The following is a 22,985-nucleotide window of genomic DNA, read 5'->3' as shown; positions in this document are numbered from 1 at the left end:
GGACTGTAGCCAAGACGGGGGCGCGTAGCCAGGGAGATACGGAGATCAACCACGAACAGGAGAAGACGATGACCACTGTACGGGAACTCATGACCGAAAGCGTCGAGTGCATCGGCGAGAACGACCCGCTCACGCAGGCAGCGAAGCTCATGGCGGACCTCGACGTGGGAGCGCTGCCGATCTGTGGCGACGACGACCGGCTCAAGGGGATGCTCACCGACCGGGACATCGTCGTCAAGTGCCTCGCCTACGGCGGCGATCCCGCAACGAAAACGGCGAAGGACCTCGGCTTCACCGAAGTCGTCACCATAGGCGCTGATGACGATATTCAGGAAGCGCTCCGCATGATGCAAGAGCACCAGGTGCGCCGCCTGCCCGTGATCGACGGACACCGCCTCGCCGGCATGATCAGCCAGGCCGACATCGCCACCCAGCTGCCAAACGAAGCCACCGGGGAGACCGTCGAGAACATCTCCGAGCAGTGACCGGGACCCGATGAATCGAACGGCATAAACGCTGCGGATCGGCACTCATAGATCCACGCTGCGGCAGCCGTGATCGTCCTCCGTGCTCGAGATAGGCGCGGTATCTGCATCGCGCACGGCGCGGCACGCGCTACGGCTTCGAGTGATGCGTCCTGACCGGTGGGCGATCCTCCATCGCCGCAGTCGCAGGCAGGCGCAGGCCCTTGCCTTCGAGAGTCCGCATGCGCTTCACCCGCAGCACGAGATCGCGTGGAACGGAGAAACTCATGGCCACCGACAAGAACTGGAAGCTTTCGTGAACGCCAGGGCTGTACGAAGGGTCCGGCGAACATAGAGTCGAACATGGCTGGACGCTTCGCGGCTCACGTGCAACAGGCATGGCAACAGGCGATGAACCGACCGCGGTTGCTGCTTGCCGCTAAAACAGCCCTCGCTGTTGGTATTTCCTGGGCGCTGGCCCCGCACCTGCCCGGTGCCGTCAACAACTACCCGTACTACGCGCCGCTCGGGGCACTGCTAAGCATCTACCCCACGTTGATGGGATCGCTCAAATCCGGCGCACAAACCCTGCTCGGTCTCCTGACCGGCATCGCCTTGGCGACGCTCGTTGTCGCCACGGTCGGGCCGAACTGGTGGAGTATCCCCGCGATCGTCGGCGTGGGCGTTGTGCTCTCGGGGACCGGATGGTTCGGTGCTGGGCGGGAGTACGTGCCAACGGCGGCGTTATTCGTGCTGATCATCGGCGGCAACCAGGCAGACCAGTACGCGCTCGGATATCTCGCCCAGATGGGATTCGGTATCGCCATCGGGATCGTCGTGAACATTGTGATCGCCCCGCAGGTCACCTCCGCTGCAGCCGCGGCAAAGATCGACGCCTTCCAAGGTTCCCTCGCCGATCAGCTCCGGAACATCGGCGAGGCGCTGCGGGAAAGCTGGCCACCCGAACATGCCGCGTGGGCGCGGAACACGGACCAGCTTGAACAGACCGCGGAATCGGTTCGGCAGGCGCTCGTCGAAGCCGACGAAAGCCGGCGCGGAAACCCTCGAGCGCTCCTACATTGCCGCGACACTCGCACCGACCATGCGCGTCTCGAAACGCTCAATCACATCGTGTTCCACATCCGCGACATTTCCGGCGCCCTCGCCGACACCGTCTGGGAGCGGCCAGGAGCGCTCAGCTTCGACCCTGAGCTGGCTGCCCCCATGAGCGCTGCTTGCCACGCCATCGCGGCCGCCATCGAACAACACGGAAACCAAGACGCCGCCGCCCACCGCGTGCTCGGTAAGGCGACCCGTGCGCTCCGCCAACTCGCGGAAGCGGTGGATCAACGAACAACGGAACAAGGACAGGCGATGGGCCCCGGCGTCCTCACCGCCATGCACCTACGCCGCATCCTGATGAGCCTGAACACACACTCCTGACCGCCCGTCGTTGCGGCGGGACTTCAGTGCCGGGAAGCCACGGGCGTAATAAGTATGCCTAGCGCACCGAAGACGTCCCCGATCCAGGGGCTGCGTTGCCTAGCGATCGCGCCAAGTTCACTGCGCAAGCCCGATTCTGGGGGCCCGATGAACCGCTCATGATGCTGCGCGAATGTGGGCACCGCTCTCAAGGACGCCACACCGTAGGAGACCGTCAACCGGCGACGGAGTTAGATGGGGAAGCTCGGCCGCCCACGGCCGGGGCTGGAAGGACGATGATGCCCGACAGGATCGCAGACGTTTGGGGTACCCGCACGCCGTTCGCACGCGACGAACTGTGGCCCGTGCGCCTCGATCAGAAACTCGCCGACGGGGTCGACGAGACGGATGTGGATCGGTGGGTGCAGTCCGCTTGCACCCTCTGCAGCAATGGGTGTGCCTGCGACATCGCGGTTCGAGGCGGTCAAATGGTCGGCGTCCGCGGCCGCGTGCAGGACACTGTCAACCACGGCCGGCTGGGCCCGAAGGGACTCTTCGGGTCGTGGCAGGGGATGCAGGGCGAGGACCGGCTGACCCGCCCCCTCATCCGCGTCGACGGTGAACTCGTCGAGACCGACTGGGACACCGCAATGGACCGGGTCGTCCAACGCAGCCGACAGCTCCTGAGTGAGAAGGGGCCGTTGACCCACGGGTTTTACACCAGCGGGCAGCTCTATCTCGAGGAGTACTACGCGCTCGCGATCATCGGCAAAGCGGGGCTCGGTACCCCGCACATGGACGGCAACACGAGGCTGTGCACTGCGACGGCCGCAGCAGCGATGAAGGAGAGCTTCGGGTCGGACGGGCAGCCCGGCAGCTACGAGGACATTGACTCCTGCGACGCGATCGTCCTGTACGGGCACAACATGGCAGAGACGCAAACCGTGCTGTGGACCCGGGTCCTCGATCGGATTGCCGGCCCGAACCGTCCCCTCGTGGTCTGCGTCGACCCCCGAGAGACCGAGGTTGCTCGACATGCCGACGTGCACCTGCCCGTCCGGCCGGGCACGAACCTCGCGCTCATGAACGGGCTCGTCCGCGAGCTCTTCCACGAAGGATGGGTCGACGAGGATTACATCAGCGCGCACACCATCGGCGTCGACGAACTCCGCAGGACCGTCGAGCCGTGGACGCCGGAGGCCGTTGCGGAGACCTGCGACGTCGACGCGGACGACGTCCGAGCAGCCGCTCGGATCATCGGAACGAGCGAACGCGTCCTCTCAACCGTTTTGCAGGGTTTCTACCAGGCGTCGCAGGCGACGGCGTCGTCGTGCCAGGTGAACAACCTGCACCTGCTTCGAGGCATGATCGGCCGCCCGGGCTGCGGGATCCTGCAGATGAACGGGCAGCCGACGGCACAGAACACCCGGGAGACCGGCGCTGATGGTGATCTCCCGGGTTTCCGGAACTGGGAGAACCCCAAGCACGTCGCTGAGCTCGCGGAGCTTTGGGGCGTCAACGTCGACAAGATCCCGCACTGGTCCACGCCGACCCATGCGATGCAGATCTTCCGATACGTCGAGCAGGGCAGCATCGAGTTTCTCTGGGTATCCGCGACGAACCCCGCGGTGTCGATGCCGCAGTCGAGGCGGATCCGCGACGTCCTGGCGAAGGAGGGCCTGTTCCTCGTGGTGCAGGACCTGTACATGACTGAAACCGCGATGCTCGCCGACGTCGTCCTGCCCGCTGCAGGATGGGGCGAGAAGCAGGGCGCGTTCACAAACGTCAACCGCACCGTGCACCTCGCCGACAAGGCGGTCGACCCGCCGGGTGAGGCGCGCAGCGACCTCGACATCTTCCTCGACTACGCACGTCGGATGGACTTCCGCCGCAACGATGGTGCGCCCTTGCTCGACTGGACAGATCCCGAGGACGGGTTCCGTGCATGGCAGGCGTGCACGCGCGGAAAGCTCTGCGACTACACCGGGATCAGCTACGACCGACTCCGCGGCGGCAGTGGGATCCCCTGGCCGTGCAACGAGGAGCACCCGGACGGCACCGCCCGACTCTACGGAGACGGCGTCTTCCGCACCTGGATGGACGACGCTGAGACCTACGGCCACGACCTTCTCACAGGCGCGACTGTCGGCCCCGTGAAGTATTCCTCAATGCGGGTGGACGGACGCGCTGTCCTCAAACCGGCCAATTACCAACCACCGCACGAAGAACCGACCGACGACTACCCCCTGCGGTACACGACCGGCCGGACCGTCTACCAGTTCCACACACGAACCCGCACCGGCCGTGCCCGGCAGTTAAACCGAGCCGCGCCGAAGGCCTGGATCGAGCTATCCAGGGGCGATGCGCAGCGTCTCGGTGTGCGGGAGGGTGACATCGTCAGGGTGACCTCGCCGCGTGGGGAGCTCGTCGTGCCCGCTCGGGTGAGCGACATCCGCGACGGCACCGTGTTTGCTCCGTTCCACTACGGCTACTGGGACCAGGACCGGTCTGCGCCGGGCGATCGACCGAGCGCCGCGAACGAGCTGACGAGCACGGAGTGGGATCCGGTGTCGAAGCAGCCCCTGTTCAAGGTCGCTGCGGTCCGTGTCGAGAAGGTCGCCGACGGCGAGGGTCCCGCGCCGGCACCGACGACCGCCGCGTCGCGTCCAGCCGCCGGCGCCGGTGCAGCCGTGCCGGCAACTGTGGGCGGTCCGGACGCGGAGGTTGAGGAACGGCTGCGTCCGACGGACCCGCCGCGGGCCGAAGACCAAGGAGGCTACTGATGCTGCTGCCGGTCTACCTGGGGCTCCTGCACCACGCGGAGCAATCGCTGGCCGAATCGTTCCGTCAGGTCGCCGAGGGGCACGCCGCGGAGCCGGACGTCTTTCACTTGTGCCACACCCTGGCGAAGCAGTGCGACGACCACGCCGATGCGCTCGGTCCCGTGATTGAGCGGTACGGCGAGGCGGATTCGGAGGACGAACCCGAGCGGCTCCACGCGGACGCTCTGTCGTCGACGCGGTCCGGGCCGGTCGGGCTCCTCCGCGACCTGCAGGACGTGTATGTCCTCGCCTCGCTCGTCGACATCACCTGGACGATGGTGCAGCAGGCCGGACGGGGCTTGCGTGACGAGGAACTGCTGGTCGTCGTCCGCCAGTGCAGCGCGCAGACGGAGCTACAGCTGTCCTGGCTCCGCACGCGGATGAAGCAGGCGGCACCCCAAGCACTCGTCGTGGCCTCGTGAGCACACCAGCGGACCAATCGTCGTCCGGCCAGGACGACACGGACCGGCCGCGCGCCCTCGTCGCGGCACTGCTCTGCCTGGTGGTTCTCACAATCAGCGGCGCCGTCGGGCTCGCGACGGCACAACCGTGGTTGTTCCCAAGCCTCGGCCCGACGGTCATGTTGTTCTTCACGGCGCCGAAGCAGCACGCGTCGCGACCGATGAACGCGCTCGTCGGGCACCTCGTGGCGATCATCGTCGGCTACGGCTGCTTCCTGGCTTTCGGGCTCGCCGGGTCGACAGCAGCACCGACCGGCGGACTCACACTCGGCTACGTCGCCGCCGGGGCAGTCTCCGTCGCCCTGACCACGCTCGTCCTGCAGCTCATCCGACTACCACACCCCCCAGCCGGAGCGACGACGTTGATCGTGAGCCTCGGGATCCTCAGCGAGCCACTGCAGTTGCTCGACATGGCCGGGGCCGTGCTCTTGGTCACCGTCGCTGGCTGGGCATTGAACCGTGTCACAAGCAATGGACAATCGTGAAGCAGGACGCGATCATCCTCGCCGGTGGACGTGCCCGCCGCCTCCAGGGCGCCGACAAAGGTGCGCTGATACTCGGGGGAACATCTCTCCTCGATCGGGCCGTTCTGGCGGTCGCTCCGGCACGAACGGTGGTGGTCGGCCCGCGCCAACCGCCGACGGCACGCCCGGTCCTCTGGACTCGGGAGGACCCGCCGTTCGGCGGCCCTGCTGCGGCCGTCGCGGCCGGCCTGGAAAAGCTCTGCGAGAGCGGGGCACCGGCTCAGCATGTAGTTCTCCTCGCCGTCGACGTCGCGGTCGCCCGTGACGCGGTGGACGCACTCCAAGGAGCGGTCGGAGCGGAGGCTCCCGCCGACGACGGCTGGGTGGCCAAGGACCCCGATGGACATCGCCAACCGCTCCTCGGCATCTACCGGAGCGACGCGCTCCGCGGTGCCTGCGCGAGACTCACGACCACACGCGGGGGCCTCGACGGCGCCTCGATGCGCGACCTGCTCGCGCCGCTCCGGCTCCGCGACGTCCTACTCGAGGCCGCCCTCACAGCGGACATCGACACCCCCATTCAGTTCGCAGCCGCCGCTGCCGCCCCCGAGCGAGGACCCGATGACCGACCCAGCTGAACTCGATGACTGGACCAACACGGTCTGCGAGGTACTCGGCCTCACCAATACGGGAGTCGACATCGCCGCCGTCCTCGACCTCGCACGAGACGCCGCACATGGCGTCGCCCGACCCGCAGCGCCGCTCACGGCCTACCTCGTGGGCATCGCCGTCGGCCGAGGTGCTTCGCAGGCCGAGGCAACCGCGATCGTCCGGCGAACCCTGCCAGCGGTATGACCTCACTCCAGCAAGCACGGGCTGTCGCCTACGAGATCGGCTGTCGACGCATCGGGGCTCCGCAGACCGTGCCACTCAGCGGAGCACTCGGGTACACCCTCGCCGCCGCCGCGACCGCGCAGGCGACCGTCCCCACGACCGACACGTCCGCTATGGACGGGTGGGTGGTGTCCGGCCCCGGACCGTGGCGCCTCGACGGGACGGTGACCATGGGAGCCCTACCCGGGCCGCCGCTCGCCCCCGGCCGCGCCCGCACCGTAACGACCGGCGGCGCCGTCCCTCCCGGTGCCGCGGCCGTTCTCCGAGCCGAGCACGGCGACCTCCACGGCGACCGCCTCCTCGGTCTCGCTGGCCGGCCTGCGTCGCCGGGGTCAGACATTCGCCGAGCCGGAGAGGAAATCCGTGTCGGCGATCTCCTCGCACCCGCCGGGACACCGGTGACACCACCCGTCGCAGCGGCAGCGGCCGTCGCCGGACTCGACGAACTCACCGTGTACCCGGCACCTCGTGCCGCGCTCGTCCTCCTCGGCGACGAGGTCATCGACAGCGGCGTCCCCGCCCCCGGTCAGGTCCGGGACGCATTCGCCATCGCCCTACCCGCAATCCTTGCGACCCAGGGCGTCTCCATCACGGACATCACGAGGGTCCAGGACGACCGCGACGCCGTCCGCGCAGCACTAACACGAAACGATGTCGACGTCATAATCACGACCGGAGGGACCGGCCACGGGCGATGCGATCACCTCGTTCCCGCGGTCGGTGAGACCGGCGGAGTGATCCGCGTGCGCGGCGTCGACATCCGGCCGGGACACCCCACCGTCCTGGCTCAGTTGGGTCACGTCCCAGTGATCGGGCTACCCGGGAACCCCTTCGCCGCCGTCGCGGCGCTGCTCACAATCGGATCGCCCCTCATCGCCGGGCTGATCGGGCAGCCGTCCCCGTCGCTTCAACGGCGCGTGAGCGGCCAAGACTTCAGCGGGGTGACGCGAGGCACGAGGCTCGTCGCGGTGCGAGAGGTTGCAGGAGAGCTGTTCGCCGTGGAACGGCAGGGAGCCGCGATGATCACCGGCCTCATCGACGCGGACGCTCTCGCGGTTATCGAACCGTCAGGCGCGCTGGCAGGACAGTCGGTTCAGGCTATACCGATGCCATGGATCCATTAGCTCGAGTTCCAGCTGCCCGCAGCACGAGATGAAGCGTCGCTACGAAGGGCCACCGGGAGCACAGTGATCCAAGTCAAGCTAGGGCCGCCGTAGGGCGCGCGGCACCCACCGAGCGCTCAGGCCGCCGATGATCGAAGTCGTGGCGCTTGAGTAGGCGGCTGAGGGTCCCGTGCTGAAACGCTTGCTACCAGTGGGACTCAGGGGCAGCTGCTCACGCTTCCGCTCAAGGCATCGCGAACGAGGGAACAACATGGACACCGACCGGCAGCGTCTCATCGCCCTCGCGGAACGAGCACTCGCCGCCGAACCCGATGTGATCCCAGACAGCGTCCTGTACGAGTGGGGCGACTACTACGGGGACTGGCAGCAGCCCCTGACGGTGCACTACGCCGTCACCACTCCCTCCGGCGCGGAGCACCGACATCAGCACTTCATCTGATGCCCCGGGCGGCCCGGTATCGCGGACCGCTTCGGCGGACCTGTCGAAGCGTTCGCTCTTCTAGCGGCTTACGCGCTCGGGAGCATCATCGCGGAAGAAGTCACTGCCATTGCCGGAGAGATTGACCACGCCCTCGCGGCGCCACTGCTTCCGCGCGCGCTTGAAGGTGGTGATGCGTGCCGCTTCGACGTTGTCGTCGCTGGTGTAGGTGCTCATGGCCGATCTCCCTATGACTGCCCGTGGTTCCCGTGCCCCCTGTTTGAGGGTAGCGGCACGGCAGGAACGCGGTTATCGATCCCCCGAACCACTAAGGGCTGCCCACTGTGCGCCACCCAGGTTAATATCCGTTTTCGGAAGTTAGCCCTACGTATTGTGGATAAGCCGAGTTGGCCGCATCATCAGAGGATGACCGAACCGATGCGTCGCACCCAACGCGTGGCCCAGACCGCTGACCCTGCTGTCGCTGCGGATGCGATCGCGCGCACGCATGTGACGCACGGCGTTGACGTGGACGCGGGTGGTGCGACGTTCGCGTTCGAGGAGCGGGTTCGTGGAACGCGGTTGTTGTCGCTGGAGTCGACGGCCTGCAGTGGCGTGGTCAGGGGCACGATCGAGCCGGACAGTGCGATAGTGCTGGTCTGGTTGAAGTCCGGACGGGGCACCGTTGACGGGCACCGCGTCCCGATCGGCCGGCCGGTGCTGTTCCGGAACGCGCCGCAACCGGTCCGGTTCGAGTCGTTCCAGAAAGATGTCATCCGCATCGACCGGGCGACCGTCGAGCAGGTCGCTGCGGAGCGTGGGGCTTGGGCGCCAGGACCGTTGGAGTTCCAGCCCCGGCACGTTCCCGAGGGGCCGACACTGGCAGCCTTTTGGTTGATGGTCCGCGCGGTCGCCGCGGAAGTGCTCGCCGGACCGGAGGAGGTGTCAGAGGAGCGGGAACGTGAGCTGACCCGGTTCGCTGCTGGCGGCCTGCTGACGGCGATTCCGCACTGGCCCGTCGGACGATCCAGCCCACAGACCGCTGCGAGTGCCCGGTTCGCACGCGCCGAGACGTTCCTGCTCGAGCACGCGACGGAGCAGATCACCGTCGCCGACATCGCCGATGCTGCCGGCTTGAGCGTCCGTGGCCTCCAAGCTGCCTTCAGCCGGCATCACGGCATCACACCGTTGGCCTACCTTCGACGCATTCGACTCCTCCTGGCGCGGGAGCAGCTGCAATCCGAATCCGACCTGCCCATCGCGGAGATTGCGCGTGGAGCGGGGTTCGCGCACCTCGGACGGTTCGCGGGTTCGTACCGGGACGAGTTCGGCGAGCTCCCCCGCCGCACCAAACAGGTCGCCCGAGGCTGGTGACCCGGATTCGTCCGGCGTGCAGCACTGGCAAGGCTGGTCGCGGCCGGACTGTGGAGCGCCAAGACGTCGGGCGTAGCATCACGACGATGCCTGATCTCGGGGTCACCGTTCTCGCCCCGACAGGGAGCCCTGCATGCTGCCGCCACTTTCCACGCCGAGTGATCTTGTCTGGACCGCAGTGACGGCTGACTTCTGGTCGGCGTCCCGCTCGGATGGCACCCTCCTCGGCGACGTCACGCGATCGGACCAGTACGCCGCCCACAGTGCTGACAACGCGGTCACGGGAACGCACAGCTCCTTGGAATCCGCGCGGAGCCAGATCGAAGCCCACGCCCGCTGGCTGCACTCCCGCACCCACCCCGCTTAGCAGCCCGGCCCCAGGCTGGTTGCGCGGAGCGGAGCGGAGCACTGCACCCGCATACAGCTGGGATCGGTTTCATGTCAGTGGAAGGAGCATCTGATGAAGCACATCCACTACGACAGCACCACGATCCTCACCAGCGACGACGTCGCCGATGCTGTCATCGAGTACGCCGCAGCCCTCGCCGGCGGTGACCGTGCCGACACCGTCGACGTGCCCGCGGTCGCAGAAGACGGAACGATGACGACCACGAAGATCCTGATCGGCCCGTCCAGCGAGATCGTCATCGAGGACGCCGACGAGGACGAACTCGAAGTCGAAGACCGAGAGTTCGTCGCACGGCTACGTGCTGCCGCCAAAACCTTTGGCCACAACGAACCGATTCATGCCGACACCCGGCCAGACCTCACCGACGCGGACTAACCCAGCCGCTCACCTCGCGGCGGGATAGGACGCGAAGCACGAGCACACCCGCACCTGTCAAACGGCAGCGACGCGCGCGGAGCCCGCTACTTGGCCGAATCGGGGGCGTGATCGTCGGACTCGTCGATGACCGTGTATTCATCCGCCGGCTCCGGCGTGCCAGCAGCGATGAGCGCGTCGGTGATCTGCCCCAGGCACCGCGTGAGCACATCGTTGTCCTCACGCGATAGATGATCGATCACCTCGACGACCACCTGGTGATAGCTCGTGTACGCGTCATCGATCTTCTTCGCCGCCTGCACCGTCGGCTCCAGCACCTGCGCGCGACGATCGGTCGGGTGCGGAGCACGGGTGAAGTCACCCTTGGTGACGAGCCCGTCGACGATCTTCGTCACCGACGCGTTCGACACGTTCAACATCACCGCGAGGTCCTTCGGCCCCATCGCCCGACCATCGCGGTGCGCTTGCAGCATGTACCGGACGGCCTGGAACTCGTTCTTCGACAGCCCACTGCCGATCCGCGCCTGCTCGAGGCGCTGCTCCTCCGCGTGCTGCAGTCGAAGGATCGCATCAGTGGCATTCTTCGCCGACCGCGAACGCGGCTCTCGCGCGTACAGGTGCATGTGTTCGCGGCGGACAACGGTCAATGGCACAGGCGAGTGATCCCTTCGGGTGGGGTGAACCGAGCGTTACTGAGCCGGTGCGGCGAAGAAGTCCGCGTAGGACGGCCCGGTCGAGCTGGAGAGCAGCGAGGGGTCGTTGACGCGGTGGTTCACGTACGCGTCGACAATAGCGGGGTCGGTGAGACCGAACCGCTGGTGAGTACCGGTGATGCGTCCGCTCTGGGGGAAGCTCTGATAGGTGCTACGCACGAGAAGTCCCTTTCGTCGTTCAGCGATCGACCCAATTAGGGCCACCCCCAGCCGAGGGAGTGCCAAGACTGTTTCACAACGTGAACAATTCACGCAAGTGAACGTTCGCGGCTGGGACATTTTACGCGGTGAACCATACATACGCATGAGGCCGACGGAGCCGTCCCCCAGCGCGGCTACGCGTTCAAACTGGCTGGACGAGGATCCCTGAGGGGGCCCCGACGGTGGCGCGCAACGCAACGCTATCGGACGCGTCGTTCTGCGACGAGGGGGCACTCGAACGGGTTCCGAGCGGCGAGCCCGACGCGGTTGAGGTAGCCCACGACGATCCGGTACGAGTCGATCAGCGTGGTCTCCGTGTATGGGACGTCGTGTTCGGCGCAGTAGTCCCGCACGATCCGGCGGGCGGCAGCGAGGTGTGGCCGGGGCATGTTCGGGAACAGGTGGTGCTCGATTTGGTAGTTCAGTCCGCCCATGAAGTGGGCCATGAACCAGCCGCCGCGGATGTTGCGGGAGGTCAGCACTTGCCGGCTGAAGAAGTCGACCTTCTGGTCGTGGGGGATCATCGGCATGCCCTTGTGGTTCGGCGCGAATGACGCACCCATGTACAGGCCGAACACCGCCAGCTGCACGCCGAGGAACGCGAACGCCATCCCCACGGGCAGGAACCAGAACACCACGCCGAGGTAGACGACGAAACGGAGCAGGAACAGCGTCGCCTCGATATGGCGTCCCCGGATCTCCTTCACATTGCCGAGGACCCTCGCGGACTGCCAGTGCAGGTTCGCACCTTCAAGCAGCAGCAGCGGGAAGAACGCATACCCCTGCACCCGGACCAGCACGCGAAGGAAACCGCGCCGCTTCGCTGCGTCCTCCTCCCGGAACGAGAGAGCGTCGAAGGACACGTCCGGGTCCTTCCCAACCGTGTTCGGGTTGCCATGGTGCCGGGTGTGCTTGTTCATCCACCACGAGTAGCTCACCCCCGCCAGAAACGTCCCGGCGTACTGGGCGGTGCGGTCATTCCACCGGTTCGATGCGAACACCTGACGGTGAGCTGCCTCATGGGACAGGAACGCGAACTGGGTGAACAGCACGCCCAGCACGCCAGCGACGATGAGCTGCCACCACGACGCGCCGAGGAACACGAACGCCGTCCACGCAAGCCCGAGGGTCACGATCAGCACGGCGAACACCATCCAGTAGTAGCCGGTGCGGCGCTCCAGCAGGCCACGCGACTTGACCTGCTTCAGCAGGCCCGAGTACCTCGAGGTGCCGCTGTGCGATCCGGCCGGGGCTGGCCGGGTGCGCGTGAACCCGATCGGCGCCGTCTCTGCCATGGTCTTGCGTCCCTCCCACGGCGTCCCACTGCACGCCATACCTGCACGCAACCACAGGTGGGTGGGAAAGTGGAGAGGTTCGCCAAGTGGAGGCCTGCCCGAAGTTGGCCGCCACAGGTTGGCGCTGCGCCTGACCGAGAGGTGAGGAGCCACGAACACCGGCACCGGGGAGGAAGGCATCATCCCCCAGCGAGATTTAGGACTCTCAGTAGCCTCGTGAACGTGCAACCGGTATCCCGCTGGGACGAGGGTGACTGCCCAACGCAGCCCGATGCTGGCGCTGTCCCAGTCAGGGATCGTCATACGGGACGACGGTGTCCACCGTGCAGTGCTGCTCACACGTGAGAACTTGGCGGGAGTGCGTGCGGTTCGGTGGTGAGGTCGCCGGTGGGCGTGATGCGGAGTTCGCCGGTGAGGATCTGGTTGGCGGTGTCCGCGGTGGTTTCATCGCGGGCGGCTGCGTGTCCTTGGATGAGGAGGTACGCGTCGGTGGGGGTAAGGCCGAGGTGGGCGAGAACGATGCCGGCCGCCTGATGCACGCTGCGCCGCTGCAACTGTCGGATCGGGGCGGAGTGGTCGCGGTGGACGATGAGTCGGTGCAGGATTCGTCGGCTGACAGCGTCGGCGAGGGCCACCGCAGCTGTCGCCGCATCTGCTGACACGTGCAGCGGGCCCCGTGCGTAGACGTCAACGGCGCCCAGGAGGAAGGGGCCGAACCGGAGCGGTATCGCGAACAGCGCTCCTACCCCGTCGTCGGCGGCAGCCGGGAGGAATGCGGGCCACCGGTTCGTGGGGTGGTTTCGCACGTCGGGTTCTACGACGGGTTGGTTCTGCTGGAGTGCGTCCCAGCAGGGTCCTTCGTTGAGGTCGAACTGGAGCTGGTCGATTCGGCCAGCGCGACTGTCGGTGCTCGAGATCGTCTCGTTGCCGGCGAACGTTCCGAACGTCGCAACCGACGCCCCGTCGCCCGGAACGAGGGTGAGGAAGGGCAGGCTCAGGCCGGAGTCCGGCGGGGATCCGGAGCGGAGTTCGTAGTTGCTTGTCATGAGCGGAACCGGTCCGCGACGGTGCGTTCCGGGACAACTTGAGCCTGGGCTCGGTGAGTGTTCATCAGTACGCCTCTGGCGCCAACCGGCCCGGGAGCCGGGCGCCTGCTCAGCTTCACCCCGAGCGGTGCAAGCGATGCCCTGAAGCTACGCCCACCCACACCCCCCGGGTAGGGGTCGACCGGGCCAGTTTTCCGTGCAACGCGCGCGCGGCCGCCAGTCGTTGATGCGCCCTGCAGCATGACCGTGGAAAAACCTCCGCTCGGAACCTCGTCGAGCTCGCGTGCTGGTGACGTGTTCACCTGCGGAGGGTGTCTTTGGGGTATTCGCCGAACTTCCGGACGTACTCGCCGGCGAACCGGCCGAGGTGGGCGAAACCCCAGCGGCGGGCGATCGTGCTGACGGCAGTCGTCTCCGGGGTTTGTTGGAGCAGTTCCTCGCGGACGTGGTCGAGTCGAAGGTCACGCAGGTAGGCCATCGGGGTTGCCGCGAGATGCCGTTGAAAGGCCTCTTGGATGCTGCGCACGCTGAGCCCCGTCGCCTGGGCGACATCACCGATCATCACCGGTTCCGCGGCGTGCTCGTGGAGGTACTCCACCGCCTGCCGGATCCGCGCGTTCCGCGGGTAGCGCAGCGCCTCGGGAAGAGGATCGGCTTCCGGCGGGAACAGGTCGAGGAGCGCGGTGGCGGCGGCGCGGGCAGCGTGGTGCCACAGCAGCGAGGTCACACCACCGTCACCGAGGACAGCGGAAACGGTTTCGAGGGTGCACCTCCACTGGTGCAGCGCTTCCGGTGTGACAGCAGCATGCTGGCCGATGGTGTCGAGGTCCCGGCTCGTGTCGTAGCGTTCCGCCGCGACGGCGTGCACGAAGGCACGGTCAAGGTGCACCAGGCGCTGGTCGTAGTCTTCTGCCTCAAACTCGGTCGACTGCGTCGGGAGAATGAGCGTCGGCATGCCCGGTTCTACTGCAGTCTGCAGGCCAGCGGCGTCGAGGCTGGTGGTACCGGCATGGAGCATCACCACGATGTAATCCTCGCCGGGCGGCACATCGCCGCGCAGGTGACCGCGCATGCGGGAACGGCGGAGAGTGAGGCGGCTGTCCCCGACGGCGAGGTACCGGTAGGCGTAGGCCGCCGTCGTTGTTCTTGTCGCCCAGTGCTGACCGGCGTAGAGGCCAGGCAGGTCCGCCATCGCTCGGTCCGGGCTGGTACCGGCGGCTTCCACCCGGACCGCTGACACGTCGTGTGATGCCGATACGGTTGGAGTGGCGACGGGTGCGATGCTCATCGCTGCCACCCCCAGCGCACCGACGCCTCGTCACGGAACAAGTCTTCGTAGAGGGTTGGGTCGTGGTTGGGGAGGCTCTCGAGCGACGCGTGCGCGCGCAACCGCCCGATGCGCGTGTGCGTCACCAGCTGAGCTGGAACGGTGTCAGGGTTGGAGATGTACTGCCCCAAGGGTCGTCCTGCTTTCTCGTCGGGCTGCCCGCTGGCAGCGGTCCGGTTGTCCTGTCGGCGCCGTTCGCGGCGGGATGCGATCTCGGCCGGGTGTGCTCTCCCGCTCGGCGGGGAAGGAACATCCCCCGTTCCGATCCCTGTCCTGGGGCCGGTTGATCAGAAATCAGTAGCCGCGACCGCGTGACGCTCCGGCCCGGGGCGCTGCAACCACATCGGGATGGCTCCCGGCCCAGATGTTCCGGCCTCCACGACCACCGAAACGTCTGCTGTTGGGCCGGACGGGACGAACGCTCGCCGCGCATCCTCGCCGGTCGCGAACCGGCGGATCGTCGTCGGGTCGCTGAAGAACGTCGCCTCGAAAACCCCTGCGATACGTTCGACGAATCCGAGGAGCGCGGTCACGTCGGTGGGCTCGAGCGCCACGTTCATGACCCGCCACTGGTCGTCACCGACCAGCTCCAGCCGCACATCCTCCACGGAGGGGACGGTGCGACCCTCACAGCGTGCGGCGGAGGGCTGCGCACGCCATCTGGAGTCGCGAACAGACGCCCTGCTCCGAACGTTGCGCACGATCTTCATGGCTGTCCTCGAACGTTCGGCACGCCTGGAGCAGGTCTTCCCTGAACCCGGCGGAGCCAGGCGTCTGCGGAACGTGCACCAACGGTAAAGACGCCCTCACCCCACGATGAAGGGGATTGACAAAGAAGTTGAACCTGCAGTATTAGCGGGCCTGGGAGCCCGATCAGGGGACTCCGCCATACTGGTGATCAGCCGGGCGCACGCTACCCAATCACCGGGTCAGGAAGCGTCATGGGAAAACTTACGTACGACTCGACGTTGGTCGCGGACTTCGACGACCGAGTCCTCGCTCACCTCCAGATCGTCATCGCATCCAAGCTTCGCCGCGGAGAAGGATTCATCTTCTCCTGGCGTGACAACCAAGACACTGGAGATGGCCGCACCGCGCTGTGGTTGGCCCCCGGGATCCCGTTGGCGTTCAAGTACAACGGTGGCCGCCACCCATCCATCAACCGCAACTGGGTGGAAGCGTTGCACCAAGCATCCATCGCCACCGCGGGCCTGCGCATCGTGCCGGAACCAGCACCACCGGAGGAGCCCGTATGAGCCGCCGAGCCGTCTTGATCTACGGCGGCAACGCCTACACCGTCGCCGACCAGGATCCCGACACCTTGCGGGACCACATCATGACAAGCCTCGCCGCCGAACCGGCGTTCTGGTTGACCGTGAACGCCACAGAGGGACGCTTCACCCGCGCGCAGCTGCTCATCACCGCCACCACCGAGATCGCGATCGTCGACGACTACAACATCGAACACTCCACCAGGTTCGAAACTGCCGCCTCGTCCACGGACGACATCAGCGACTGAACCCGACCGACGCGAAGGCACCCCCATGCGACGAATCCACTACGCCTCCGGCAGCGTCCTCACCGGGGACCGAACCTGCAAAGCACTGCTCCGGTATGCCCGCGCGCTCGGCGAAGCACACATCGCTGACGTCGTCGAGATCCCCGTCGTCACCGACGCCGGCAGCCGCGCCTACGCGCACCTGCTGATCGGACCCGCCAGCCAGATCTTCTCCACCCCCGTCCCGGACAGCCCCGACGAGCCCCTCGACGTCGCCGTCATCGAACGCCTCGAACGCGCCACCTACAAACTCCACCCCAGCAGACCCGCCTGGCCCGAGGAAATGACCGACATCCCCGACCTCGACTGGGACTTCGACTTCGACTTCGAACCGTGACGCCTGAGTGCCGCGAAAACGACGAGCAGTGCTGCTCACACAGCCGAGAAGCCAGCGCCTCCGGGGCGCAGGTTCGTCGAGCGTCCGGTAGAAGATCCGCTACTGGGACGATGCATCAGTCCGTTCTGTCAGCGGTACATCCGAGCGGCTGAGGACACGGAAACGATGCCAGCAAATGAACGTTCCTCCGAAGAGCACGAACACGAGAAGGACCAGAAAGCCAAGCCCTGATCCTCCCTGCGGAGCGTCACTTGCTGCTCGCACGACTCCGATGACGACGAGGGTGACGGCGACGAGCGGGCAGAGGACCGTCCCGACCGCCGCTTGAATCCGAAGAAACTGCCGGGTCGTTCGTTCTCCGCGTCCCATAAACACGGAGCGTAGTCCTCGACCTCCGGGGTCTCAGGCTGCACCAGCACCGGCGTCTCGATGACCGATGCCTGCTCGGAGCGCGGTGAGCAGCAGCACGACGATCACGGCGTCGACGACGGTGGGTGAGACCCAGGACCGTCGGACGGGAGGGGCGGTGCCGACCGGCGCCGCCCCTCCCGTCCGGTGCGGACGACGGTCAGGACGTCGTGCCCGGTGTGAGGACGACGTCGACCAGGAGGTCCGCGACCGTCTCCGGGCGGAGCGCCTCCGGCGCTTCCGGCAGTGGCCCCGCCACGCCGTCGCGGAGGACGACCGTGGCGAGGAACGACCGCGTGAGCACGGGAGCGTCCCATCCGTGGCCGCCCTCGTCGACGTGACCGTGGTCGGTGGTCACCGCGACGACCCACTCCTCGTCATGGTCGACGGACCGCCGGGTCACCGCCGACGCGAGTCGTGCCAGGTGCTGGTCGACGCGCTGGGTGGCTGCCGCGTACTCGCTCGAGGTGCCGCCGTACAGGTGCGCCGCCTCGTCCGTCTCACCGAGGTAGACGAACGACGCGTCGGGACCGGCCTCGCGGAGCGCGAGAAGGGCGAACGCGGTGATGTCGCCGTCCGCGTACCGGTACCCGTACGTCTCGCCGTCGCGCACGACGATCCGGTGCCGACCGGCCCGCTGGTCGTCCGACCGTGTCGCGATGACCGGTCCGGGACCCGCCGGGTCGACGAGGGGCGGCCAACCGGAGGCCGCAAAGGTGCCGCGGTCCAGGTCGCGGCCGATGCGGCTGAGGAAGTCCGCGGAGCGGTGCAGCGTGTTGCCGGAGAAGGAGTTGTCGAACACGCCGTGCTGCGCGTGAGTGGCACCGGTGAGGATTGAGCTCCACCCCGGACCGGAGATCGTCGGGACCTCCATCGTCATGGGGAGGATCCCGCCGTCGCGCACGATCGACGCGAGTGCGGGTGCGGCTCCGTCCGTCAGGGCGTCGTCGACGCGGAGGCCGTCGATGCCGACGAGGAGGAGCTTCCGGCGCGTCACGCGGCTGCTCCGGTCGGCCCCGGCGTACGTCGGTCCGCATCGTCGACGACCACGCTCCGCGCGGTGCAGGTCACCGTGACCCGCTCGCCGAGGGTGAACCGCCGGGCCTCGGCGGACGGCAGATCGACGCGGACCAGATCCGTGGAGCCGGGCATCCGGAGTGCGACGCTCGACATCGCGCCGCGGAGCGTCGAGCCGATGACCTCGGCGTCGCCTCCGCCCCGCTCCAGGTGGATCGCCTCGGGACGCACCAGCGCCGTGACGAAGCTGCCGGGGAGGTGGTCCGAACCGTTGGTGACGAGGACGTCACGACCGAACGCGGAGACCGTCCAGTCATCGCGCATCACCGCGGGCACCCGGTTCACGACGCCGACGAACGACGACACGAAGGGCGTCGCGGGGTTGCCGTAGACCTCGTCCGGTGTGCCGATCTGGTCGATGCGACCGTCCCGCATGACCGCCACCCGGTCCGCCATGGTGAGTGCTTCCTCCTGGTCGTGCGTGACGATGACCGTCGTCGTGCCGCTGTCGCGCTGGATGCGCCGGATCTCCTCGCGGAGCCGTTGGCGGACCTGCGCGTCGAGCGCGGAGAGCGGCTCGTCGAGCAGGAGGACACGCGGCTCGATGGCGAGGGCACGGACCAGTGCCACGCGCTGCTGCTGCCCACCGGAGAGTTGGTGCGGGTACTTCTCGCCGTGTTCCTCGAGTCCGACCATGCCCAGGAGCTCGGCAGCACGTGCTGCGCGCCCACGGCGTCCGGTGCCGCGCAGCCCGAGGCCGTACGCGACGTTCTCGGACGCGGTCATGTGGGGGAACAGCGAGTACGCCTGGAACACCAGTCCGACGCCGCGACGGCTCGCTCGGACGTTCGTCACGTCGAGGTCGCCGATGCGGACGGCGCCGCCGTCCGGTCGTTCGAAGCCCGCGATGATCCGCAGCGCCGTGGTCTTCCCGCAACCGGACGGGCCGAGGAGGGCGACGAGTTCGCCGCCGTTGACGTCGAGGTCGACCGCGTCCAGGACGCGACGGCCGGCGTAGCGCTTCTCGACGCCGACGAGCCGCACGGATGTGGAGTGGTCGGTCACGATGTGGTCCTCTCGAGCGCTGGGGTGGGAACCGGCGCGGGAGTCGTCGCGGTCCGGAAGGCAGGGGCGGATCGGTCGTGGTGGGCGCCGGGCCGACGGCCGGCGAGCCGCGTGAAGCCGGCGAGGAGCGCCCAGGTGCCGACCAGGGTCAGGACCGCGAGGGCCGCCGCCGCTCGCGGGCTGTCCTGCCCGATCTGGGCGAGGAACACCGGGTAGGTGTCGTGCAACAGGAGCGTCGCCAACGCGAACTCCCCCAGGACGAGCGCCGTGGTCAGCAGTGCGGCGTTCACGACCGCCTGCCGCAGGTTCGGCAGCACCACGGCGAAGAACGTCCGGAACGGCCCGGCGCCGAGGCTCGTGCTCGCGTTGACGAGCGTGGGCAGGTCGACGGCACGGAATCCGCCGTCGAGGGCTCGGTAGACGAGCGGCATGACGAGGACGACGTAGAACGGGACGAGACTGTACAGGCTCACGAGGAACCCGGGCACGGTGGCCCGGAAGGCGAGGTTCACGCCGTTCACCAGGGCGACGGCAGGGACGACCAGCGGCAGGACCGACAGCGCTTCGGTCAGGCCCAGGAGGCGCGGTGCGCGCAGGTGCAGCCAGAACAGTGTCGGGACCAGCAGGACGAGCACCGCCAGGGTCGTCAGGACCGCCAGCAGCAGGCTCGCCAGGGCGTCGGGCCAGAACTCCGGGCTCGCGACGGCGTCGAGGAGCGGTTCCGCGGTGACGGCCCCCGCCGACGAGAACCCGAACACCGCGCTCGCGACGAGCGGGACGGCGAAGAGCACCGCGGCGCCGACGAGGACGCCCGCGCGGACGCCGTCGCTCCAGCGGCTCATCTGAGCCACCTCGAGCTGCGACGGCTGAGCGCCCAGCGGACGGTCATCGCGACCGCCACGACCACGATCATGCCCGTCGCGAGCGCCGCTGCGAACGATTCGTCGATGAGGACGTTCCCCGAGATGAAGAAGCCGACGAGGATCGCGACCAGGTTCGCCCCGCCCCCGGCGAGGGCGTACGCGGTCGCGTAGGCACTGAAGGAGTTGGCGAACAGGAGCAGTGCCGCCCCGCCGACCGCGGGAGCCAGGATCGGGAGCGCCACGTCACGGAGGTACTGGAGGCGGTTCGCGCCGAGACTCGTGGCCGATTCGGACCACTCGGTGCGCATGCCCGCCACGGCGGGGAGCACCAGGACCGTCATCAGGGGTGCCTGGAAATACAGGTACACGACGGTCAGCCCGCCGAACGACGACAAGGAGAACGAGTTCGCCAGGTCCCAACCGGTCAGGTCGCGGACGAGGGAGGTGACCACGCCCTGGACGCCGATCGCGGCGACGAAGGCGAAGGCCAGCGGGACCCCGGCGAACTGCGATGCGACGCCCGAGAAGGACAGGAGCAGGTCACGGAGCCACAGCACCCTGGCCGACGTCGCGATCGCCCAGGCCAGGACGAGGCCGAGCAGTCCGCCGAGCACGGCGGTCGTCGCGGAGAGCGCGGCGGTGTTGAGGAACGCCGACCGGTACTGCTGCCCGACCAGGCGAGCGAACGCCTCGACCGACCACGCACCGGCGTCGTCGTGCAGGGCGGTCCAGACATTGACGAGGAGCGGGATCACGAGGAACACCGCCATGAACGCGAGGAAGGGGACGGCCCCGAGCCCTGCGAGGGACGGCCGGGGCCGCCGGCCCGCACGTGGCGGACCGGCGACCTGGCGGGTGACGGGCGAGGTCACTTCGAGGCGACCTTCGAGCCCCACTGGTCGACGACGAGGGTGGTCGCGGCGTCGCCGTTCTCCGTGGTCGGGAACTCGATCTCGGCGAGGGTGTCGGCGTCCGGCAGACCCTCCTTCGCGGCGTCCGTGAGCGTCCCGGCCTCGGCCATCGCGGCGTAACGGGCGGGGACGGCGCCGGACTCGGCGTAGTTGTTCGCGCCGGCGCCACCGAGCAGCCACTCGACCCAGAGGCGCGCGGCGTTCGGGTGCGGGGCGTCCGCGGTGATGGGCTGCGCATAGTAGTTGCCGAAGACCCCGTCGGACGGCACGGTGGTTCGAAGGTCGACGCCGGCCTCGTCCATCTCGGACTGCACGCCGGAGTAGTTGTAGTTCCAGTCGAACGTCACTGCGGCCTGGCCGGTCTCGAGCGCCGCCGCGTTCGAGGAGGCGTCGACGAGGTAGCCGCCCTTCGCGAGCTTCGCGAAGAAGTCGATGCCGGGCTGGACGTCCGTCAGGCTCCCGTCGTTCGCCAGCGCTGCCGCGGACACCGTGGCAAGGGCCGACGCGCCTTCGCGCGGGTCACCGATGAAGATCTTCCCCTTGTACTGCGGGTCGAGCAGGTCGTCGAACGTCTTCGGGACGTCGACCTTGTTCGCGTCGACGCCGATGCTGAGCACCCCGTAGTACGCACCGGTCCAGTTGTGGTCCGGGTCCTTCAAGTTCGACGGGACCTCGTCCGCGACGCTCGGCGTGTACTGCTCGGTCAGACCCTGCTTGATGGCCGACTCGGTGAACGAGTACCCGATGTCGGACACGTCCGCGGAGCTCGACTGCCCCTTGAGGTTCTTCAGCGAAGTGAGCTCCTCGGCGCTCGAGGCGTTCGGGCTCTTGACGGTGACGTCGATGCCGTACTCCTTCTCGAAGGCGTCGATCGTTTTGCCGTAGTTGGCCCAGGTCCGCGGGTACGCGAGGAGGGTCAGCTTCCCCTCCTGCTTCGCGAGCTTCGTGATCTCGGCGAGGTCCGATCCGACCTTCTCGGAGGCGGACGCGTCGCTCGACGTCGCGCACCCAGTGAGGAGCAGGGCGGTGGTCGCGAGGGCCGCACCCGCGGCGAGGGCCCGGCGGAAACCGCGGCGGGAGGAACTGACTGAGAGGGACATGACTTCCTTCGGTGGGGATCCGGGGGGACACCGACAGCCTCATGCGATCGCGTGGAGCGGAGGTGAACGCCGGGCGGTGCCGAGGTGAATTTGGTCTAGACCAGTGGCGAGGTCAGCGCGCGGCGTTGGTGATGCGGCCCGACACGGCCAGACGCAGGTGCTCCGGGAGGAAGACGTCCTGGCTGTACTCGACCGGCACCTCGCCGGACAGGGCCGTGCGCTTGACGACGAGCACCGGGACACCGGGCTCCGTGTCGAGCAGCACGGCTTCTTCGTCCGCGAGCACCACGGGCAGGAGTTCCTGGTCGGCACGCGTCGGGGCGGCGCCGTACTGGGTCCGCAGGAGTTCGTAGAGGGAGCCGTCGAGGTCGTGGTCCAGCAGATCCGGGAACCGCGCGGCCGGGAAGAACGAACGCTCCAGGACGACGGGTACCTCGTCGGCAATCCGCACGCGGGTGACGGCGTGCACGTCGCCGGCGAGGAGCTCGGCCCCCGCCGCTGCCGCGATGCCGAGGGCTCGGGCGACCTTGGGCGGCGCCACCATCGTCCGCGCGAGGACCAGACGCGACTCGACGGTGTCGACCGTCCGCTGCAGTTGCGGGGTCAGCCCGACCAGGTCCGCGATGTCGACGCGGGCGCGCGGGTGTGCGACCACGAGTCCGCCGCGCGTCCCCGGCCGGCGTACCAGGTGCCCGTCGCGCTCGAGCGCGTCGAGCGCGTGACGGAGCGTCATCCGGCTGACACGGAAGGCCTCAGCGAGCGCCCGCTCCGACGGCAGACGGGCACCCGGGGCGGTGTGGGCCCCCGCGTGGTCACGGAGCCAGTCGGCGATGCGGAGGTGCGCCGGACCGCCACCGCCCGGGGCTGCGCGACGCGCTGCGGCGAGCAGGTCGTCGGCGGTCGCGGACTCGGCCACG

At 67.9% G+C, this 22,985-nt stretch carries 27 protein-coding genes; 14 read left to right on the top strand and 13 right to left on the bottom strand.

The window, feature by feature from the left end:
- Positions 1-68 precede the first annotated feature (68 nt).
- The 9 genes from DEJ19_RS01345 (at position 69) to DEJ19_RS01305 (ending at position 8,090) form a co-directional block, all read left to right on the top strand.
- Positions 69-485 carry a CBS domain-containing protein gene (locus DEJ19_RS01345; protein WP_110894325.1) on the top strand — a complete coding sequence of 139 codons (417 nt, stop codon included), beginning with the start codon at positions 69-71 and terminating at the stop codon, positions 483-485.
- A 342-nt stretch (positions 486-827) separates the two neighbouring features.
- Positions 828-1,907, top strand: coding sequence for an FUSC family protein (locus tag DEJ19_RS01340; protein WP_110894322.1), 1,080 nt, complete (start codon positions 828-830; stop codon positions 1,905-1,907).
- Positions 1,908-2,185: 278 nt separating this feature from the next.
- On the top strand, positions 2,186-4,669 hold the full coding sequence (locus DEJ19_RS01335; RefSeq protein ID WP_110894348.1) for a molybdopterin oxidoreductase family protein: 2,484 nt from the start codon (positions 2,186-2,188) through the stop codon (positions 4,667-4,669).
- On the top strand, positions 4,669-5,130 hold the full coding sequence (locus DEJ19_RS01330; protein ID WP_110894320.1) for a hypothetical protein: 462 nt from the start codon (positions 4,669-4,671) through the stop codon (positions 5,128-5,130). The genes DEJ19_RS01335 and DEJ19_RS01330 overlap by 1 nt, the downstream gene beginning before the upstream one ends.
- Positions 5,127-5,654 (top strand): HPP family protein, encoded by a 528-nt coding sequence (locus DEJ19_RS01325; RefSeq protein ID WP_110894318.1) that lies wholly within the window; start codon positions 5,127-5,129, stop codon positions 5,652-5,654. Before DEJ19_RS01330 ends, DEJ19_RS01325 begins: the two co-directional genes overlap by 4 nt.
- Positions 5,651-6,271, top strand: a complete 621-nt coding sequence (mobA, locus tag DEJ19_RS01320; protein ID WP_181421162.1) for a molybdenum cofactor guanylyltransferase — start codon at positions 5,651-5,653, stop codon at positions 6,269-6,271. The genes DEJ19_RS01325 and mobA overlap by 4 nt, the downstream gene beginning before the upstream one ends.
- Positions 6,255-6,488: a DUF6457 domain-containing protein gene (locus DEJ19_RS01315; protein WP_220033650.1), complete on the top strand. Its 234-nt coding sequence runs from the start codon at positions 6,255-6,257 to the stop codon at positions 6,486-6,488. The genes mobA and DEJ19_RS01315 overlap by 17 nt, the downstream gene beginning before the upstream one ends.
- Positions 6,485-7,651, top strand: a complete 1,167-nt coding sequence (locus DEJ19_RS01310; protein ID WP_110894316.1) for a molybdopterin molybdotransferase MoeA — start codon at positions 6,485-6,487, stop codon at positions 7,649-7,651. Before DEJ19_RS01315 ends, DEJ19_RS01310 begins: the two co-directional genes overlap by 4 nt.
- Before the next feature lie 250 nt (positions 7,652-7,901).
- On the top strand, positions 7,902-8,090 hold the full coding sequence (locus DEJ19_RS01305) for a hypothetical protein (RefSeq protein ID WP_110860361.1): 189 nt from the start codon (positions 7,902-7,904) through the stop codon (positions 8,088-8,090).
- 60 nt (positions 8,091-8,150) lie between these two features.
- Here the strand turns inward: DEJ19_RS01305 and DEJ19_RS01300 are convergent, their stop codons facing one another.
- Complete coding sequence (locus tag DEJ19_RS01300; protein WP_181420054.1) at positions 8,151-8,306, bottom strand: hypothetical protein; 156 nt, start codon at positions 8,304-8,306, stop codon at positions 8,151-8,153.
- A 156-nt stretch (positions 8,307-8,462) separates the two neighbouring features.
- On the opposite strand from DEJ19_RS01300, the gene DEJ19_RS01295 reads away from it, so the two are divergent.
- Together DEJ19_RS01295 and DEJ19_RS01290 are read left to right on the top strand one after the other, a co-directional pair.
- Positions 8,463-9,443, top strand: a complete 981-nt coding sequence (locus DEJ19_RS01295) for an AraC family transcriptional regulator (protein ID WP_146250662.1) — start codon at positions 8,463-8,465, stop codon at positions 9,441-9,443.
- A gap of 460 nt (positions 9,444-9,903) precedes the next feature.
- Complete coding sequence (locus DEJ19_RS01290) at positions 9,904-10,227, top strand: hypothetical protein (protein ID WP_110894310.1); 324 nt, start codon at positions 9,904-9,906, stop codon at positions 10,225-10,227.
- A gap of 86 nt (positions 10,228-10,313) precedes the next feature.
- Here the strand turns inward: DEJ19_RS01290 and DEJ19_RS01285 are convergent, their stop codons facing one another.
- From DEJ19_RS01285 to DEJ19_RS01260, 6 genes are all read right to left on the bottom strand, one after another.
- Positions 10,314-10,670: a MarR family winged helix-turn-helix transcriptional regulator gene (locus tag DEJ19_RS01285; RefSeq protein WP_181441525.1), complete on the bottom strand. Its 357-nt coding sequence runs from the start codon at positions 10,668-10,670 to the stop codon at positions 10,314-10,316.
- Between the two features lie 246 nt (positions 10,671-10,916).
- A complete protein-coding gene (locus DEJ19_RS01280) occupies positions 10,917-11,099 on the bottom strand; it encodes a hypothetical protein (protein ID WP_110894306.1) in 183 nt (60 codons plus the stop codon).
- Between the two features lie 242 nt (positions 11,100-11,341).
- Positions 11,342-12,436, bottom strand: a complete 1,095-nt coding sequence (locus DEJ19_RS01275; RefSeq protein ID WP_258377397.1) for a fatty acid desaturase family protein — start codon at positions 12,434-12,436, stop codon at positions 11,342-11,344.
- Between the two features lie 335 nt (positions 12,437-12,771).
- A complete protein-coding gene (locus DEJ19_RS01270; protein WP_110894302.1) occupies positions 12,772-13,482 on the bottom strand; it encodes a GAF and ANTAR domain-containing protein in 711 nt (236 codons plus the stop codon).
- A 298-nt stretch (positions 13,483-13,780) separates the two neighbouring features.
- The gene (locus DEJ19_RS01265) at positions 13,781-14,770 is read right to left on the bottom strand and encodes an AraC family transcriptional regulator (protein ID WP_110894300.1); all 990 of its coding nucleotides are present in this window, start codon (positions 14,768-14,770) and stop codon (positions 13,781-13,783) included.
- Between the two features lie 326 nt (positions 14,771-15,096).
- Complete coding sequence (locus DEJ19_RS01260) at positions 15,097-15,417, bottom strand: hypothetical protein (protein ID WP_110894298.1); 321 nt, start codon at positions 15,415-15,417, stop codon at positions 15,097-15,099.
- A 333-nt stretch (positions 15,418-15,750) separates the two neighbouring features.
- Between DEJ19_RS01260 and DEJ19_RS01255 the strand changes: the two genes are divergently transcribed.
- The 3 genes from DEJ19_RS01255 to DEJ19_RS01245 are packed head-to-tail and all read left to right on the top strand — an operon-like array spanning position 15,751 to position 16,704.
- On the top strand, positions 15,751-16,065 hold the full coding sequence (locus DEJ19_RS01255) for a DUF7882 family protein (protein WP_110894296.1): 315 nt from the start codon (positions 15,751-15,753) through the stop codon (positions 16,063-16,065).
- Positions 16,062-16,328, top strand: coding sequence for a hypothetical protein (locus DEJ19_RS01250; protein ID WP_110894294.1), 267 nt, complete (start codon positions 16,062-16,064; stop codon positions 16,326-16,328). The genes DEJ19_RS01255 and DEJ19_RS01250 overlap by 4 nt, the downstream gene beginning before the upstream one ends.
- Positions 16,329-16,353: 25 nt before the next feature.
- Entirely contained in the window at positions 16,354-16,704 is a 351-nt protein-coding gene (locus DEJ19_RS01245; protein WP_110894292.1) for a hypothetical protein, read from the top strand.
- Between the two features lie 568 nt (positions 16,705-17,272).
- Here DEJ19_RS01245 and DEJ19_RS01240 read toward each other — a convergent pair.
- The 6 genes from DEJ19_RS01240 to DEJ19_RS01215 all read right to left on the bottom strand — a co-directional run bounded on the left by DEJ19_RS01240 (position 17,273) and on the right by DEJ19_RS01215 (position 22,984).
- Positions 17,273-18,109 carry an alkaline phosphatase family protein gene (locus DEJ19_RS01240; RefSeq protein WP_110894290.1) on the bottom strand — a complete coding sequence of 279 codons (837 nt, stop codon included), beginning with the start codon at positions 18,107-18,109 and terminating at the stop codon, positions 17,273-17,275.
- Positions 18,106-19,194, bottom strand: a complete 1,089-nt coding sequence (locus DEJ19_RS01235; protein ID WP_258366795.1) for an ABC transporter ATP-binding protein — start codon at positions 19,192-19,194, stop codon at positions 18,106-18,108. Before DEJ19_RS01235 ends, DEJ19_RS01240 begins: the two co-directional genes overlap by 4 nt.
- Entirely contained in the window at positions 19,191-20,036 is an 846-nt protein-coding gene (locus DEJ19_RS01230; protein ID WP_110894286.1) for an ABC transporter permease, read from the bottom strand. The genes DEJ19_RS01235 and DEJ19_RS01230 overlap by 4 nt, the downstream gene beginning before the upstream one ends.
- Positions 20,033-20,929 (bottom strand): ABC transporter permease, encoded by an 897-nt coding sequence (locus DEJ19_RS01225; protein WP_220033648.1) that lies wholly within the window; start codon positions 20,927-20,929, stop codon positions 20,033-20,035. The genes DEJ19_RS01230 and DEJ19_RS01225 overlap by 4 nt, the downstream gene beginning before the upstream one ends.
- Entirely contained in the window at positions 20,926-22,068 is a 1,143-nt protein-coding gene (locus tag DEJ19_RS01220; RefSeq protein WP_110894284.1) for an ABC transporter substrate-binding protein, read from the bottom strand. The genes DEJ19_RS01225 and DEJ19_RS01220 overlap by 4 nt, the downstream gene beginning before the upstream one ends.
- A 112-nt stretch (positions 22,069-22,180) precedes the next feature.
- Positions 22,181-22,984, bottom strand: coding sequence for a GntR family transcriptional regulator (locus DEJ19_RS01215; RefSeq protein WP_110894282.1), 804 nt, complete (start codon positions 22,982-22,984; stop codon positions 22,181-22,183).
- Position 22,985 lies beyond the last annotated feature (1 nt).

The sequence above is a fragment of the Curtobacterium sp. MCSS17_016 genome (assembly GCF_003234255.2).
Classification (GTDB): domain Bacteria; phylum Actinomycetota; class Actinomycetes; order Actinomycetales; family Microbacteriaceae; genus Curtobacterium; species Curtobacterium flaccumfaciens.
Note: the sequence above shows the minus strand (reverse complement) of the source record. Positions and strands in the feature narration are given on the sequence as shown.

Bases quoted from the DNA above. Each gene is read 5' to 3' on its own strand.
- DEJ19_RS01345 (WP_110894325.1), top strand. From the start codon at position 69: ATGACCACTGTACGGGAACTCATGACCGAAAGCGTCGAGTGCATCGGC.
- DEJ19_RS01270 (WP_110894302.1), bottom strand. From the start codon at position 13,482: ATGACAAGCAACTACGAACTCCGCTCCGGATCCCCGCCGGACTCCGGC.
- DEJ19_RS01265 (WP_110894300.1), bottom strand. From the start codon at position 14,770: ATGAGCATCGCACCCGTCGCCACTCCAACCGTATCGGCATCACACGAC.
- DEJ19_RS01255 (WP_110894296.1), top strand. From the start codon at position 15,751: ATGGGAAAACTTACGTACGACTCGACGTTGGTCGCGGACTTCGACGAC.
- DEJ19_RS01220 (WP_110894284.1), bottom strand. From the start codon at position 22,068: ATGTCCCTCTCAGTCAGTTCCTCCCGCCGCGGTTTCCGCCGGGCCCTC.
- DEJ19_RS01245 (WP_110894292.1), top strand. From the start codon at position 16,354: ATGCGACGAATCCACTACGCCTCCGGCAGCGTCCTCACCGGGGACCGA.
- DEJ19_RS01290 (WP_110894310.1), top strand. From the start codon at position 9,904: ATGAAGCACATCCACTACGACAGCACCACGATCCTCACCAGCGACGAC.
- DEJ19_RS01335 (WP_110894348.1), top strand. From the start codon at position 2,186: ATGCCCGACAGGATCGCAGACGTTTGGGGTACCCGCACGCCGTTCGCA.
- DEJ19_RS01305 (WP_110860361.1), top strand. From the start codon at position 7,902: ATGGACACCGACCGGCAGCGTCTCATCGCCCTCGCGGAACGAGCACTC.
- DEJ19_RS01230 (WP_110894286.1), bottom strand. From the start codon at position 20,036: ATGAGCCGCTGGAGCGACGGCGTCCGCGCGGGCGTCCTCGTCGGCGCC.
- DEJ19_RS01275 (WP_258377397.1), bottom strand. From the start codon at position 12,436: ATGGCAGAGACGGCGCCGATCGGGTTCACGCGCACCCGGCCAGCCCCG.
- DEJ19_RS01330 (WP_110894320.1), top strand. From the start codon at position 4,669: ATGCTGCTGCCGGTCTACCTGGGGCTCCTGCACCACGCGGAGCAATCG.
- DEJ19_RS01310 (WP_110894316.1), top strand. From the start codon at position 6,485: ATGACCTCACTCCAGCAAGCACGGGCTGTCGCCTACGAGATCGGCTGT.
- DEJ19_RS01315 (WP_220033650.1), top strand. From the start codon at position 6,255: ATGACCGACCCAGCTGAACTCGATGACTGGACCAACACGGTCTGCGAG.
- DEJ19_RS01300 (WP_181420054.1), bottom strand. From the start codon at position 8,306: ATGAGCACCTACACCAGCGACGACAACGTCGAAGCGGCACGCATCACC.
- DEJ19_RS01340 (WP_110894322.1), top strand. From the start codon at position 828: ATGGCTGGACGCTTCGCGGCTCACGTGCAACAGGCATGGCAACAGGCG.
- DEJ19_RS01250 (WP_110894294.1), top strand. From the start codon at position 16,062: ATGAGCCGCCGAGCCGTCTTGATCTACGGCGGCAACGCCTACACCGTC.
- DEJ19_RS01285 (WP_181441525.1), bottom strand. From the start codon at position 10,670: ATGGGGCCGAAGGACCTCGCGGTGATGTTGAACGTGTCGAACGCGTCG.